Source organism: Kocuria sp. CPCC 205258, assembly GCF_040981005.1.
Lineage (GTDB): Bacteria > Actinomycetota > Actinomycetes > Actinomycetales > Micrococcaceae > Kocuria > Kocuria rosea.
In genome coordinates, this window is record NZ_JAVKPS010000001.1 from 103548 (window position 1) to 117120 (window position 13573).

A 13573-nucleotide genomic window follows, 5' to 3' on the forward strand; every position below is an offset into this window, starting at 1 on the left:
GGGCGGCCCGTCTCCATTGTCCCTCCCCGAGCGCACCGGCCCGTGCGCGTGTGCCGGATCCCACACGGGCGGTCCTCAGTCCTCGAAGAGCACGTCCCCCACGAACCCTCCCTCCGCGCAGCCCGGGGGCACGGCGAAGACCGCGGACCCGACCGGGGTGGTCCAGGCGTTGAGCATGTCGAGCTCGTCGAGCCGGCGCTGGATCGGGACGAACTGGCGGTCGACGTCCGCGCAGTACGCCGCGAAGACCATCCCCGCGTCGCTGACCCCTCCGGTGGTCGCGCCCCGGCCCCGGGTGCCCGAGGCGCCCGCCACGGGCAGGTCGTAGTTGTAGACCCGCCGGTGGATCCGCTCGAGGGGGTCCTCCGAGCGGGAGCGGCGCACGTGGGCGTAGTCGGCGATGACGGGGAAGCCCAGCGGCCCCCGCGCGGAGAGGTCCGGCTCGTCGTGCTCGGCGCCGCCCGTCAGCGGGGCCCCGTCGCGCAGGCGCCGCCCGACGGCGTCCTCCCGCGCCGGCGTGTCCGCCTCGTCCCAGGTGTCCAGGTTCATGGCGATCCGGCGGAGGACCAGGGCCGTGCCGTCCGGGACCCACGGCGCGAAGCCGTCCCAGCCGTGGACCACCCGCTCGTACTCCTCGCTGCCGCCCCGGGGGTTGACGGTGCCGTCCACCTGGCCGAAGAGGTTGCGCATGCTCTGCCCGTCCGGGACGGAGCCCACGGTGTGCCGGAAGCCGTCCTGCACCCAGCGCACGGCGGCGAAGGAGCGGGCGGCCTTGAGCAGCACCCGCTGGGCGTGCGAGACCGCGAGGCGGTCGTCGGCGCAGATCTGCAGCAGCAGGTCGCCGTCGCTCCACCGCTCCTCGAGCCGGTCGATCGAGAACGGGGGCAGGGGCCGCAGCCAGGCCGGCACGCGGTCCGGGGCGACCAGTCCGAGCAGCCGCCGCCCGAAGCCGAGGGTGACCGTGAGCCGCGCGGGGTGCTCGGCGAGCCACGGCTCCTGGTCGGCGACCGGCGCCCGCCCCTGGGTCAGGGCGGCGGCGTCCTCGGAGAGCACCCGCAGCAGGCGCCGCACCGCGTCCCGGGTGGTGTCCCGGTTCAGGTCCAGCGCCACGAAAGCGGTGAACGCCTGCGGCGCGGTCGCCACCCCGGCCTGCCGGGGGCCGTGGAAGGGCTCGACGGCCTGCCCGTGCCCCTGCGGTGCCGCCCGGGCGGTGTCCTGCGGGGCCGCGGCGGGGGCCCCGGCGCGGCGGGCCGACTCCAGGCCCAGGGCGGAGGCGGCGCCGACGCCGGCGGCGCCGCCCGCCACGAGCAGGCGCCGCCGGTCCAGGCCGCGGGCCTCACCCACGGCAGCCCGGCAGGTCCGCCGCCGGCGTGGCCCCGGAGGGCGACCCCGTCCCGCTCGCGTGGCCCCCGGCGTGCCCCCCGCCGTCGCCCGCGTGGTCGTCCTCGCCGGCGTCCTCGCCCTCGCCGTGGCCCGGGGCGTACTCCTCCTGGGCGCCCGCGTAGTCGCGGACGGCCGCCGTGACCGTCTGCTGGGTCCCGTCCTCGAAGCGCAGGACGAGCTCGATGTCGTCCCCGGCACGGAGCCCGCAGCGCAGGTCCAGGAGCATGAGGTGGTCCGCCCCGGGCTCGAGGGCATAGGACTCCCCCGGCGCGATGCCGACCGGGTCCTGCATCCGCTGCATGACCGTGCTGCCGGTCTCGGGGTCGAGCACGGTCTCGTGCAGCTCGACCGCCCCGGCGACGCCCTCGGCGGACGCGCCGGTGAGCACGACCGGGGCGTCGCCCTCGTTGACGAGGGTGCCGAACACCCCGGTCATGCCCCCGGCGGGGGCCGCCTTCGCCCAGGGCCGCTCCACGGTGAGCGGTTCGTGCGCGGCGGCGCCCCCGGCGTCGTGCGGGGAGGGGGCGCCGGAGGCGGCGGTGGACGCGGCGGACGGTGCCGGCTCCTGGGCGGAGGACGCGCAGCCCGTGAGCGCGAGGGCGCCGAGGGCGAGGACGGTGCCGGTGCGCAGCAGCGCGGCGGGCAGGGAGGTGCTCAGGGAAGTGGGCATGGGTGCTCCTGGGAGTCGATGACGAAGGTGCGCGGGGCGGGGCACGCGCAGAAGGGTGCACGGCGGCAGCTCCCGGGGGCGCGGCGGCGCCCGGCGGGCTGCGGCCGGGAGGTGCGGACGGTGCGGGAGCGGGGCGGACCCCGGGAGCTCAGCCCTTGCGGCGCCGGCTCGAGACGAGGCTCACCACGCCGAGCACGGCGAGGGCCACGGCCCCGCCCGCGACCGCGACGAGCCAGAGCGGGACGTCCCCGGACGAGGCGCGGTCCGCGGCGTCCTGGGCGCTCGCGGCGGCGTCCTCGACCGCGGCGCTCGGGTCCGCCGAGGGCTCGCCGCCGGAGCCGACGTCGTAGCTGAACGTCCCCTCGATGGGGTGCCCGTCGCCGGAGACCACGCGCCAGACCACGCGGTAGGTCTCGTCCTCCGCGCCGACCGCGGCCAGGGGCTGGACGACCGTGTTCCCCTCCGGCTCGAGCGGGCCCTCCGTCACGGAGCGCCCCTCGGAGTCGGTGACCAGGATCTGGTGGCCGATGTCCATGATCTCGCCGGAGAAGGTGAGCTCGAGCTCCTCCGGCGCGGTGGTCAGGACGGAGTCGGGCTCCGGCGTGACGGCGGTCAGCTCGTCGTGCGCGGCGGCGGGCAGCAGGGGCAGGAGGGTGAGGGCTCCCGCTGCCAGCAGGGCGGCGGTGCGGCGGGTGGTGTTCGTGGGCATGGGGTCTCCTCGGAGGGCCGGGCGGCGGTGGGCGGGGCCGCCGGGCCGGGAGGGCCGGGCGGCGGGCACGGGCCGTCGGACGTCCTGCCGAGGTCGGTGGCCCGGGCGGCGCCCCGCGGCCGTCCGGCTCAGCCGGCGGGAAGCGTGGCGGGTCCCGGGAGGAGGACCGGCAGCAGGGATCGACGGCGGGCGCGCGGCGGCCCGCGGTGGGAGCGCACGGGACGCAGGAGCGTCTGGTCGGTCAGCACGTGCGGGCGCCCGGCCCGCACGGCGCGCGGGCGGCCGACGACCACGGGGGCCGGCAGCACCTGCCGCCGGCGGCGCACGCGCAGCCGCAGCGCCTCCAGGAGGACCACGGCCGCGACCTCGCCGTGGCGCATGAGCACGTAGGAGGCCAGTGCGGCGAGCACGTGGGAGACGAGCATGGCGGTCCCGCCGTGCTCGGCGTGGGACTGGACGTCCAGCACGAGGGCGGGGCCGGGCGCACCCCCTGCGGCGCCGTGCTGCGCGGCGTGGTGCAGGGAGGGGTGGGCGGCGTGGGCCACCGTGCCGGCACCGCCGGAGGCCGCGAACAGGGCGTGCAGGACGGACTGGCTGAGCAGCACGCCCAGCAGCAGGGACGACCGCGAGAGCACCCGGCCGGCCAGGGCCATGCACAGCGGCCCGGACACCGCCAGCGAGAGGAGCACGAGCACGACGGGCGGGGCCTGCCCGCCGGCGGCCGCGTGGGAGATCGCGGCGGCGGAGGTGGCGATGGCCGCTCCGGCCCAGCCGCGGGCGAGGCGCCGTGCACGTGGGCTCACGCCGCACCTCCCGTCTGGATCGCCGGCCGCTCGGCCCGGTGGTCCCATTATGCGCGCCGCCCCCGGCGCCGGACCAATTGCGGTGCCCGGGAGCCGCGCGGCCGGTCGCCTCCGCGGCGCGGCGTGCCCGGCGCGGGCCCCGGGCACGCCGAAGGGGCGGCCCCGGTGCGGGGGCCGCCCCTTCGGACGAAGCCATGGGACGGGGTCCGGAACGGACCCGCGGGTGTCCTTACTTCTTGGACACGGCCGCCTTGAGCTTGGAACCAGCGGTCAGCTTGACGCCGTGGCCGGCCGGGATCTCGATGGTCTCGCCGGTCTGCGGGTTGCGACCGGTGCGAGCGGCACGGTCGGTGCGCTCGACGGCCAGCCAGCCCGGGATGGTGATCTTCTCACCGGCGGAGACGGACTCCTCGAAGACCTGGAACATCGCGTCCAGGACGCCGTTCACGGCGGCGTTGGTGGTGCCGGCCTTCTCGGCGACCTCTGCGACGAGTTCACTGCGGTTCTTAGCCATGTTCATGTCCTCCTGGACTTGGGGTCGTGGGGAAGCGCGGCACGGGGGACCGATCGCGCTCCTGCGTCAGAAATTACCAGCTGGACTTGGTGATGCCGGGCAGTTCGCCGCGGTGAGCCATGTCGCGGAACCGGACGCGGGAGATGCCGAACTTCTGGAGGGTGCCGCGGGGGCGGCCGTCGATCTGGTCCCGGTTGCGCAGCCGGACCGGGGAGGCGTCCCGGGGCAGCTTCTGCAGGCCCAGGCGGGCCTCCTCGCGGGCCTCGTCGGTGGCGTTCTCGTCGACGAGGGTCTTCTTGAGCTCGGCACGCTTCGCGGCGTAGCGCTCGACGACGACCTTGCGCTGCTCGTTCTTGGCGATCTTGGACTTCTTGGCCATGGATTCAGCGCTCCTCGCGGAAATCGACGTGCTTGCGGACGACCGGGTCGTACTTCTTGAGCACCATGCGGTCCGGGTCGTTGCGGCGGTTCTTGCGGGTCACGTAGGTGAAACCGGTGCCGGCGGTGGACTTCAGCTTGATGATGGGACGAACGTCCTTGTCCTTGGCCATGCTAGATCTTCTCCCCACGTGCGAGAATGTCGGTCACGACGGAATCGATGCCACGGGCGTCGATGACCTTGATGCCCTTGGCGCTGACGTTGAGCGTCACGCTGCGGCGCAGCGACGGCACCCAGTACCGCTTCTTCTGGATGTTCGGGTCGAACCGGCGCTTGGTACGGCGGTGCGAGTGCGAAATGCTGTGCCCAAAGCCCGGCTGAGCTCCGGTCACCTGGCAGTGCGCTGCCATAGTGTTCTCCTCCAATGTTGACGAAATGACGGCACGCAGTGGGTGCCGCAGTTGATCACTCAGCTGCGGCAACGGGCGTCCCGCCACCTTCAGAATTGCCACCGTTCGCCAACCGGGCCCTCTCGTAAGGCCCGCGGCCGGAACCGGCGAAGGCCTCGCCACGATGAAGACGGTGAAGATCAAGGTGCCGGAAGGTGGACTCCACCACACGACAGCCTTGAAGTCTAGGCCCGGACGGACTTCCCCGCAACCTGACGTCAGGTGTGACCAGCTTCGGGTCAGTCTACCGGCTCCCCGGAACCCCGCAAACCGGGGGACTCCCCGGTCAGCCGCACCGGGCGGCGGCCGACGGCTCCGCGGGGGCCGCGGGACCGGCGGGGAGCACCGGGCGCGGGAGCAGCGTCGTGTACCCGGGGTGGCGGGCGGCGACCGCGTCCCCGGAGGAGGTCCCGCGCAGCCGCCGCCCGACCCAGGGCAGCAGGTACTCGCGGGCCCAGAGGAGGTCCTCCTTCAGCACCCCCGGGCTCGCCGTGACCGGCAGCCGGTCGGTGGGCGGCAGCTCCAGGGCGTGCTCCACGCCCAGCAGCTCGAGCACCCGGGCGGCCACGCGGGTGTGCCCCGCGGTCGACATGTGCAGCCGGTCCACCGCCCAGTAGCGCCAGTCCTGCAGGGTGCGCATCCGCCAGTAGTCGAGGACCAGGCACCCGTGCCGGTCGGCGATCTCCCGGACGTGCTCGTTGTAGAGCGCCTGCCGGGGACGGGTCCAGGACGTGGGGGCGTCCCGGCCGGGGTCGAAGGCCGTGAACAGCACCACCTGGGCGCCGGAGCCCCGCAGCCGGGCGACCGCCTGCTCGTAGACCCCCATGAGGGCGTCCACGTCCCCGCGAGGGCGCAGCAGGTCGTTGCCCCCGGCGTAGAGGCTCACCAGGGTCGGCTCCAGGGCCAGGCACGCCTCGAGCTGCTCCTCGACGATCCCGCGGAGCAGCCGCCCCCGGACCGCGAGGTTCGCGTAGCGGGTGTCCGGGTGGGCCGCGGTCAGCTGCTCGGCCACGAGGTCGGCCCAGCCGCGCACCCCGTTGGGGCGGGCGGGGTCGGGGTCGCCCACGCCCTCGGTCATGGAGTCGCCGAGGGCCACGTAGCGGATGGGCGGTGCGAGCGGCACGGCGGCCGGGCGGGGCGTCGTCGGCTCCGTCATGCGGTGTGTCCTCCGTTCGGGGCAGGGGGGTGCTGCGGGCGGGGCCGCGGGGGCGCGGTCAGGGCGCCGTGCGGTCGGTGTGCTCGGGCTGCCCCGGCTCCCCCACGGACCGGAGGCGGGAGCGGTTGCCGAGCGCCTCGTTGACGGCGCGCACCAGGGAGTTCGCCCGCGCGTTGTCCGGCAGCTGCTCGATCAGCACCGGGTTGCCCGCGGAGTCGGCCAGGGGCACGCGCCAGTTCGGGTACTCGTCCCCCGTGCCCGGCTGGTTCTGCATCCGGCGCTCGCCGACGGCGTCCACGAGGGAGACGTTGAACAGCAGCGCCGGGGACTGGGCGAGGTAGCGGTGCAGCGCCTCGACCAGGCCCTGCTCGTCCGTGGCGTCCCCGTCGGGGAGCAGCCCGTCCGCGGCGACGGCCGCGAAGAACGTGTCGAGCTGCCGGCGGGCCTCGGCCCGCTCCTCCTCCACGGGCCGGGCCAGCAGGCCCAGCTCCTGGCGCACGTCCACCTGCACGCCCTCCAGGAAGCCCGCCGTGGGCGGGAAGTCGTGGGTGCTGACCGAGGCCATGCTCAGCTCCCGGTACTGCGCCGGGGGGAGCGGCTCGTCGCCGTCCACCTCGAACCACAGGATCGAGGTGCCCAGCACGCCGCGCTCCGCGAGGTACTCCCGCACCCACGGCTCGAGGGTGCCCAGGTCCTCCCCGACCACCACGGCCCCGGCGAGCTCCGCCTCGAGCGCGAGGATGCCGACCATCGCCTCGTGGTCGTAGTAGACGTAGGCGCCCTCCGAGGCCTCCTGGCCGTCCGGGATCCACCACAGCCGGAACAGGCCCAGGACGTGGTCCACCCGGATGCCGCCGGCGTGCCGGAAGATCGTGCGCAGCATGTCCCGCCAGGGCAGGTAGCCGGCCTCGGCCAGGCGCTCCGGGTGCCACGGGGGCTGGGACCAGTTCTGGCCCTTCTGGTTGTACATGTCCGCGGGCGCGCCCACGCTGACGCCCAGGGCCAGCACGTCCTGGAGCGTCCACGCGTCGGCGCCCTGCTTGTGCACGCCCACGGCGAGGTCGTGGATCACGCCGATGTCCATCCCGGCCAGGTGCGCCGCGCGCTGGGCGGCCTCGAGCTGCTCGTCCAGCAGCCACTGCATCCACACGTGGAAGTCGATCCGGTCGGACAGCCGGGTCCGCGCCTCCACCGCGTACGGGGCGTCGGGGCGCGCCGCGGCGTCGTCCCACTCGGGGGCGTCCTCGCCGAGCTCCTCCCGCAGCGCGCACCACAGGCCGAAGTCCTGCAGGCCCTGCCCGCCCTCGGCCACGAAGCGGCGCAGCTGCTGCTGGCGGTGCGGGGAGCGGCGGACGGTGAACAGCAGCTCGAGGCTCTTCAGCTTGGCCGCGTACGCCTTGTCCCGGTCGATGGTGCTGGTGTCGAGGTTGTCCTTGCGCTGGATCGCGGCCAGCGTGTTGACCACCTCGAGGTCGCCCGGGCGCAGGTAGGCGTACTCGGGGACCTCGGCGATGCGCAGGTAGAGGGGGTTGAAGAAGCGGCGGCTGGTCGGCAGGTACGGCGAGGGCTCCACCGGCGGTGCGGGCTCGGCGGCGTGCAGCGGGTTGACCAGCAGGTAGTCCGCCCCCTGCTCGCCCGAGATCGCGGCGAGGCTCGCGAGGTCCGAGGCGTCGCCCACGCCCCACGAGCGCCCGGAGGTCACCGAGTAGATCTGCGCCATGTAGCCCCAGCGGTGCCGGCCGTGCAGCCGGTCGGTGCTGGCGAGGTGCCGCGGGGTCACGGCCAGCGGCGTCGTGACCGCGCGTCCGCCGTCGACCTCGGGGCACTCGGCGCGGACCTCGTACCAGCCCACGGCGAGGCCCTCGGGCACCTCGAAGGTGGCCTGGCCGGTGAGGACGCCGTCCACGTCCCGCGGGGAGCGCCAGTTGTCGACCTGGGAGGCGGTGGTCCGGGCGCCGTCCTCCGCCACGAGGGTCACGCGGACGGTGGAGCCGTGCGGGACGTGCACGGCGAAGCGGGTGCGCTCCCCCGCGACGGCGACGACCACGGGCGGCAGGACCCGCCGCCAGGGCGCCAGCTCCCGCTGGGCGAGGCACGCCTCGATCGCGGCGTCGTCCCCGGCGTCCGCGCCCAGCGCGTCGAGCACGGCGCGCAGCGTCGGCTCCGGGACCTCCCGCTCCTGTCCGTCGAACCCGGAGTAGGTGGTGGAGACCCGGTAGGCCTCGGCGAGCCGGCGCAGCGCGCCGTCGGTGGTGGTGGTGTGGGCCATGGACCCCACTCTAACCACCGGCGCGGCCGGAGCCGCAGGCTGCTGATGATCCGGGCGGCTACGCCAGGGTGCCGGCGACGTCGACGACGAAGCGGTACCGCACGTCCGAGGCGACCACCCGGTCGTAGGCGGCGTCGACGTCGTCGGCGCCGATCAGCTCGATCTCGGCCTCCACGCCGTGCTCGGCGCAGAAGTCCAGCATCTCCTGCGTCTGCGGGATCCCGCCGACCATCGACCCGGTGAGCACGCGCTGGGGGCCGATCAGGGCGCCCGGGCGGACGCTGTACGGCTCGGTGGGCAGCCCCACGGAGCACAGCACGCCGTCGACCCGCAGCAGGGACAGGTACTGCTCGACGGGCAGGTCCGCGGAGACGGTGTTGAGGATCAGGTCGAAGCGACCCTTGTTGCGCTCGAAGGTCTCGGGGTCCTTCGTGGCCCAGTAGTCGGTCGCGCCGAAGGCCAGGCCGTCCTCCTGCTTGGACAGGCTCTGGCTCAGGACGGTGACCTCGGCGCCCATGGCGGCGGCGATCTTCACGGCGACGTGGCCGAGCCCGCCCATGCCCAGGACGGCCACCCGCCGGCCCGGTCCGGCGCCCCAGCGCCTGAACGGGGCGTACGTGGTGATCCCGGCGCACAGCAGCGGGGCGGCCCGGGCGGGGTCGAGCGCCTCGGGGACGCGCAGGACGAACCGCTCGTCGACCACGATCGCGCCGCTGTAGCCGCCCCGGGTGGGGGTGCCGTCGGCCTGGGGCGTGTTGTAGGTGGCGGTCACGCCCTCCGTGCAGAACTGCTCCTGGCCGCCGGTGCAGTGCTCGCAGCGGCCGCAGGAGTCGACGAAGCAGCCGACGCCCACCGTGTCGCCGGGGGCGAAGCCGGTCACGGACTCCCCGACGGCGCGGACGCGGCCGACGATCTCGTGCCCCGGGGTGACGGGGTAGTGCGTGCCGCCCCACTCGTCGCGCGCGACGTGGATGTCGGAGTGGCAGATGCCGGCGAAGTGGATGTCGATCTCGACGTCGCCCGGGCCGACCGGGCGGCGCTCGATCGTGGTGCGGCGGAAGCCCGAGTCGGCGGAGACGGCCTCGAGGGCGGGGACGGTGGTCATGGGGTGCTCCTGTCGTGGTGCGGATGACGCCCGGCGGGGGTCGCCGGGCGGTGGTCGTGGGGTCCGGGGACGTTCGGCCGGGACGGCCGGCGCCGGGACGGTGCGCTCACCAGGCGTGGGCGACGAGCTCGTAGGACCGGGCGCGCACCTCGGGGTCGTGGGCGTAGCTGTTGAGCATCAGCTCGTCGGCCCGGGTGAGCTCGACGATCTGCTCGAGGTCGGCGACCACCCGCTCGGGCGTGCCGACCGCCGAGACGGCGAGGTGCTCCTGCACCATGCCCGCCTCCGCCGCGGTGAGCTCCACCCGCTCGACGGGCGGCTGGAGCGGCCGGCGGTCGTTGCGGGCGATCCCGCGCACCAGCAGCTGGTGGGTGCTGAACTGGCGCCGCGCCTCCTCGTCGGTGTCGGCGGCGAGGATGTTCGCCGCGACCATCACGTGCGGGCGCTCGACCGTGGCGGTCGGGGCGTGCGCGTCGAAGCGCTGCCGGTACAGGGCGATGGCGTCCATGATCCTGGCCGGGGCGAAGTGGGAGGCGAACGCGTAGGGCAGGCCGAGCCGGGCGGCGACCTCCGCGCCGCCCGTCGACGAGCCGAGGATCCACAGGGGAACGTCCGTGTCCCGGGCCACGGGCGCCCGGACGACCTCCTGCTCCTGCCCGCCGAACAGCCGCACCAGACGGCGCACGTCGGCCTCGAAGGTGTCGTGGCCGGCGTGGCCCCGCCGCAGCTCCAGGGCGGTGCGCATGTCGGTGCCGGGCGCCCGGCCCAGGCCCAGCTCCACGCGGCCGGGGTAGAGGTTGGCGAGCGTGCCGAAGGCCTCGGCCACGGTCAGCGGCACGTGGTTGGGCAGCATGATCCCGCCGGAGCCCACGCTGAGACGCTCCGTGGCGGCGAGCGCCTGCCCGACGAGCACCGCCGTGGCGGAGGACGCGAACGCCTCCGTGTTGTGGTGCTCGGCGTACCACAGGCGCCGGTAGCCGGAGGCGTCGAGCCGGCGGGCGAGGTCCAGCGCCTCGCGGAGGGCGTCCGCGGTGGAGCGGCCCTCCGAGAGGGGCACGAGGTCGAGGGCGGACAGCGGGACGCGGGGCGTGGCGGGCAAGGGCGGGGCTTCTTCCGTCGGGGATGGCACGAAGGGGTTCGGTGGCGGCAACACCCCCGGCCGGGGTGCTTATTCCGGGCGTCCCCCCGGGCGTTGTCCTGCTCACACCCCCGCCCCGGACGGCGCCCGGTGGGGCACCATGGGAGCATGACGTCCTTCCCCGCCCCCACGCCGTCGCCGCCCACGTCCTCCCCCGAGCTGCCGGCGCCCGCCCCCGGGTGGGCCCCGGCGTGCGTGGTCTTCGACTGCGACGGCATCCTCATGGACACGGAGGCGAACTGGGCCCGGGTCCAGCGCGCCGTCTCGGAGCGCTACGGGCTCGAGTTCACCGAGGCCATGGAGCGCCGGATGATGGGCTGGTCCGCGGCGGACGTCGCCACGGCGATCGCCGAGGCCGCCCGGGCCGACCGCGCCGCGGTCCACGCCGACGTGCTGCGCACCGAGGAGGAGACGCTGACCGGGCACATCGTGCCCCTGCCGGGCGCGCTCGAGACGGTGCGCGCGTTCGCCGAGCGGCTGCCCGTGGCCGTGGCCAGCAACTCCACGAGCACGATCCTCGGCGTGAAGCTGGAGGAGGCCGGCTTCGCCCCCCACCTCAGCACCTGGGTCTCCTCCGAGGACGTGCCGCGCGGCAAGCCGGCCCCGGACATCTACACCGAGGCGGTGCGGCGGCTGGGCTTCGCCCCGGGCGAGGCCCTGGCCGTGGAGGACTCCGTGGTGGGCGCGACCTCGGCCGTGGCGGCGGGACTGGTGGTCGTGGCCGTGCCGTCCGTCCCGGACGGGGACCCCGTGCCCGCCCACCACCGGGCCGCGACGCTGACGGACCCCGTGTTCCGGGAGCTCATGACCCGCTGGCTGGGCTGAGCCGGGCGCCCGGAGCGCTCAGCGGTTCCAGAGACCGTAGGTCTGCGCCAGCTCGGAGACCTTTCGGGCCCGGGCCAGGCGGGGCAGATAGCTGCCGTCGCCCACCACGTGCCCGGAGTCGTGCTGCGTGATGAGCTCGCGGGCCCAGGTGATCTCCTGCTCGCTCGGGGCGAGGTGGCGGTTGATCCCGTCGGTCTGCTGCGGGTCCAGGCACAGCTTGCCCGTCATGCCCATGGACTGCGTCACGGCGCACGCCTCGGCGAGGCCCTCCTCGGAGGCGCCCAGGGTGGGCCCGTCGATGGGACCGGGCAGCTCCCCCACCCGGGAGGCCACCACGAGGCTCGAGCGCGCGAACGCGAGCGCCAGGGGGTCCGCGCTGACACCGGTGTCCCGGCGGAAGTCGCCGACCCCGAAGGCGAGCCGGAACACGCCCGGGGCGCGGGCGATGTCGTTGGCGTTCATGATCCCCACCGCCGACTCGATGAGCGCCACCACGGGGGTGCCGGCCGGGGCCATCATGGCCGTCTTGGTGATGTGGTCGGGGTGCTCCGTCTTGGCCAGCATGATCCCGCGCAGGTGGCCGACCCGGCTGAGCGCGGCGAGGTCCTGCTCCCAGTACGGCGTGGTGATGTCGTTGATCCGCACCCACGCGCTCGCCCCGGCCTGGAAGGCCTCGACGACGTTCTGCCGGGCCTGGTCCTTGCCCTCGGCGGGAATGGCGTCCTCGATGTCGAAGACCACGGAGTCCGCCTCGGAGGCGAGGGCCGCGGGGAAGACGGACGGGTCGGCGGCCGAGGTGAGCAGCCAGGAGCGGGACAGGCGGGCGGGCAGCGCGGCGGCGCGCTGGTTGCGGTAGGGGGCCACGTGAGGGTCCTTTCCGGGAGGAGGTCAGCGGGGACGGGAGGCCCCCTGGGCACCCGTCCCCGTGAACGGGCCCGGGCCGTAGGAGCTGTCCAGTCTAGGCCGCGCGCCGATCCGGCGGAACGCTCAGACGGTCAGGGGCGTGTGACGTCCGTCAACCCGCTCCTCCGGCCGGACGGGGCCCGGCGCGGTCCCCGCCCCGAAGGGCGAGCCGCCGAGGGCCTCCCGGCCGTGCGCGGACACCCAGTTGGCCAGGTCCGGGCCCACGGGCACGATCTGGTTCGGGTTGATGTCCTCGTGGACCACGAAGTAGTGCTGCTTGATCTGCTCGAAGTCCACGGTGTCGCCGAAGCCCGGCGTCTGGAAGAGGTCCCGGGCGTAGCCCCACAGGTGGGGCATCTCGGTGAGCTTGTTGCGCGAGCACTTGAAGTGCGAGTGGTAGACCGGGTCGAAGCGCACCAGGGTGGTGAACAGCCGCACGTCCGCCTCGGTGATGTGCTCCCCCATGAGGTAGCGGCGGGTCGAGAGGCGGTCCTCGAGCCAGTCCATGGCGACCCACAGCCGCTCGTAGGCCTTCTCGTGGGCGCGCTGGGAGCCGGCGAAGCCGCACCGGTAGACCCCGTTGTTGACCTCGGTGTAGACCCGCTGCATGACCTCGCGCATCTCGTCCTCGAGATGTGCCGGCCAGAGGTCGGGGGCGCCCTCGCGGTGGAAGGCGCCCCACTCCTTGGCGAGGTCCTCCGTGATCTGCGGGAAGTCGTTGGTCACCACCTGGCCGCTCGCGATCTCCACGACCGCCGGCACGGTGATGCCCCGCGGGTAGTCGGGGTAGCGGGCGAAGTACGCCTCCTGGAGCCGCTCGATGCCCAGCACCGGGTCCCTGCCGTCCGCGTCGAGGTCGAAGGTCCACGACCGGACGTCGTGGACGGGACCGGGCAGCCCCACGGAGAGGGCGTCCTCGAGCCCCAGGAGCCGTCGCACGATGAGGGTGCGGTTGGCCCAGGGGCAGGCCCGCGCGGCGACGAGCCGGTAGCGGCCGGCCTCGACGGGCCAGGCCCGCGCCCCCTCGGGCACGTCGGCGCGCGCCGGGTCGCGGACGATACGGTCCTCGATGTAGGCGGTGTCCCGGGTGAACTCCTCGCCGGGATGCACGTAGGCGCCGGCGGTGCTGTGCTCGGACCGCTGGGGGCTGCGCTGTGACATGGTGGCTCCTCGCGGTGCGGCGGGACGGGGCGCCACCGGCCGGGACGGCGGTCGGCGGCGGGACGGCCGCACCTCCCGCCCCTCCGTTTTGATGATATGTCAATCACAG

General features: G+C 74.8%; 15 protein-coding genes. 1 reads left to right on the forward strand and 14 read right to left on the reverse strand.

Annotated elements, in window-relative coordinates; translation table 11 throughout:
* Window positions 1-75: 75 nt before the first annotated feature.
* From RF644_RS00500 to RF644_RS00555, 12 genes are all read right to left on the reverse strand, one after another.
* The gene (locus RF644_RS00500; protein ID WP_368794935.1) at window positions 76-1344 is read right to left on the reverse strand and encodes a Dyp-type peroxidase; all 1269 of its coding nucleotides are present in this window, start codon (window positions 1342-1344) and stop codon (window positions 76-78) included.
* Complete coding sequence (locus tag RF644_RS00505; RefSeq protein ID WP_368794936.1) at window positions 1337-2053, reverse strand: copper chaperone PCu(A)C; 717 nt, start codon at window positions 2051-2053, stop codon at window positions 1337-1339. Before RF644_RS00505 ends, RF644_RS00500 begins: the two co-directional genes overlap by 8 nt.
* Before the next feature lie 148 nt (window positions 2054-2201).
* Window positions 2202-2762 (reverse strand): copper resistance protein CopC, encoded by a 561-nt coding sequence (locus RF644_RS00510; protein WP_368794937.1) that lies wholly within the window; start codon window positions 2760-2762, stop codon window positions 2202-2204.
* A 128-nt stretch (window positions 2763-2890) separates the two neighbouring features.
* Entirely contained in the window at window positions 2891-3565 is a 675-nt protein-coding gene (locus RF644_RS00515) for a hypothetical protein (RefSeq protein WP_368794938.1), read from the reverse strand.
* A 229-nt stretch (window positions 3566-3794) separates the two neighbouring features.
* The gene (locus tag RF644_RS00520; RefSeq protein WP_031282576.1) at window positions 3795-4079 is read right to left on the reverse strand and encodes an HU family DNA-binding protein; all 285 of its coding nucleotides are present in this window, start codon (window positions 4077-4079) and stop codon (window positions 3795-3797) included.
* 73 nt (window positions 4080-4152) lie between these two features.
* The gene (gene rpsN, locus RF644_RS00525; RefSeq protein ID WP_017832641.1) at window positions 4153-4458 is read right to left on the reverse strand and encodes a 30S ribosomal protein S14; all 306 of its coding nucleotides are present in this window, start codon (window positions 4456-4458) and stop codon (window positions 4153-4155) included.
* Window positions 4459-4462: 4 nt separating this feature from the next.
* Window positions 4463-4630 carry a 50S ribosomal protein L33 gene (gene rpmG, locus RF644_RS00530; protein ID WP_017832642.1) on the reverse strand — a complete coding sequence of 56 codons (168 nt, stop codon included), beginning with the start codon at window positions 4628-4630 and terminating at the stop codon, window positions 4463-4465.
* A 1-nt stretch (window position 4631) separates the two neighbouring features.
* Window positions 4632-4868 (reverse strand): 50S ribosomal protein L28, encoded by a 237-nt coding sequence (rpmB, locus tag RF644_RS00535; protein ID WP_017832643.1) that lies wholly within the window; start codon window positions 4866-4868, stop codon window positions 4632-4634.
* 325 nt (window positions 4869-5193) lie between these two features.
* Window positions 5194-6063, reverse strand: coding sequence for an SGNH/GDSL hydrolase family protein (locus RF644_RS00540; protein WP_368794939.1), 870 nt, complete (start codon window positions 6061-6063; stop codon window positions 5194-5196).
* Window positions 6064-6121: 58 nt separating this feature from the next.
* Entirely contained in the window at window positions 6122-8332 is a 2211-nt protein-coding gene (gene malQ, locus RF644_RS00545; protein ID WP_368794940.1) for a 4-alpha-glucanotransferase, read from the reverse strand.
* Window positions 8333-8390: 58 nt separating this feature from the next.
* Window positions 8391-9437: an NAD(P)-dependent alcohol dehydrogenase gene (locus tag RF644_RS00550; protein ID WP_368794941.1), complete on the reverse strand. Its 1047-nt coding sequence runs from the start codon at window positions 9435-9437 to the stop codon at window positions 8391-8393.
* Window positions 9438-9543: 106 nt separating this feature from the next.
* Complete coding sequence (locus RF644_RS00555) at window positions 9544-10536, reverse strand: LLM class flavin-dependent oxidoreductase (protein ID WP_368794942.1); 993 nt, start codon at window positions 10534-10536, stop codon at window positions 9544-9546.
* 147 nt (window positions 10537-10683) lie between these two features.
* Between RF644_RS00555 and RF644_RS00560 the strand changes: the two genes are divergently transcribed.
* Window positions 10684-11400 carry an HAD family phosphatase gene (locus RF644_RS00560; RefSeq protein WP_017832648.1) on the forward strand — a complete coding sequence of 239 codons (717 nt, stop codon included), beginning with the start codon at window positions 10684-10686 and terminating at the stop codon, window positions 11398-11400.
* Window positions 11401-11418: 18 nt separating this feature from the next.
* On the opposite strand, the gene RF644_RS00565 is transcribed toward RF644_RS00560, so the two are convergent.
* Together RF644_RS00565 and RF644_RS00570 are read right to left on the reverse strand one after the other, a co-directional pair.
* Window positions 11419-12264 (reverse strand): CoA ester lyase, encoded by an 846-nt coding sequence (locus RF644_RS00565; protein ID WP_133409133.1) that lies wholly within the window; start codon window positions 12262-12264, stop codon window positions 11419-11421.
* A gap of 123 nt (window positions 12265-12387) precedes the next feature.
* The gene (locus RF644_RS00570; RefSeq protein WP_368794943.1) at window positions 12388-13464 is read right to left on the reverse strand and encodes a glutathione S-transferase family protein; all 1077 of its coding nucleotides are present in this window, start codon (window positions 13462-13464) and stop codon (window positions 12388-12390) included.
* Window positions 13465-13573: the final 109 nt, after the last annotated feature.

What these genes read in the sequence shown, in the direction of transcription:
- RF644_RS00520 (WP_031282576.1), bottom strand. Translation starts at nt 4,079, where the DNA reads ATGGCTAAGAACCGCAGTGAACTCGTCGCAGAGGTCGCCGAGAAGGCC.
- RF644_RS00550 (WP_368794941.1), bottom strand. Translation starts at nt 9,437, where the DNA reads ATGACCACCGTCCCCGCCCTCGAGGCCGTCTCCGCCGACTCGGGCTTC.
- rpmG (WP_017832642.1), bottom strand. Translation starts at nt 4,630, where the DNA reads ATGGCCAAGGACAAGGACGTTCGTCCCATCATCAAGCTGAAGTCCACC.
- rpmB (WP_017832643.1), bottom strand. Translation starts at nt 4,868, where the DNA reads ATGGCAGCGCACTGCCAGGTGACCGGAGCTCAGCCGGGCTTTGGGCAC.
- RF644_RS00505 (WP_368794936.1), bottom strand. Translation starts at nt 2,053, where the DNA reads ATGCCCACTTCCCTGAGCACCTCCCTGCCCGCCGCGCTGCTGCGCACC.
- RF644_RS00510 (WP_368794937.1), bottom strand. Translation starts at nt 2,762, where the DNA reads ATGCCCACGAACACCACCCGCCGCACCGCCGCCCTGCTGGCAGCGGGA.
- RF644_RS00540 (WP_368794939.1), bottom strand. Translation starts at nt 6,063, where the DNA reads ATGACGGAGCCGACGACGCCCCGCCCGGCCGCCGTGCCGCTCGCACCG.
- malQ (WP_368794940.1), bottom strand. Translation starts at nt 8,332, where the DNA reads ATGGCCCACACCACCACCACCGACGGCGCGCTGCGCCGGCTCGCCGAG.
- RF644_RS00570 (WP_368794943.1), bottom strand. Translation starts at nt 13,464, where the DNA reads ATGTCACAGCGCAGCCCCCAGCGGTCCGAGCACAGCACCGCCGGCGCC.
- rpsN (WP_017832641.1), bottom strand. Translation starts at nt 4,458, where the DNA reads ATGGCCAAGAAGTCCAAGATCGCCAAGAACGAGCAGCGCAAGGTCGTC.
- RF644_RS00560 (WP_017832648.1), top strand. Translation starts at nt 10,684, where the DNA reads ATGACGTCCTTCCCCGCCCCCACGCCGTCGCCGCCCACGTCCTCCCCC.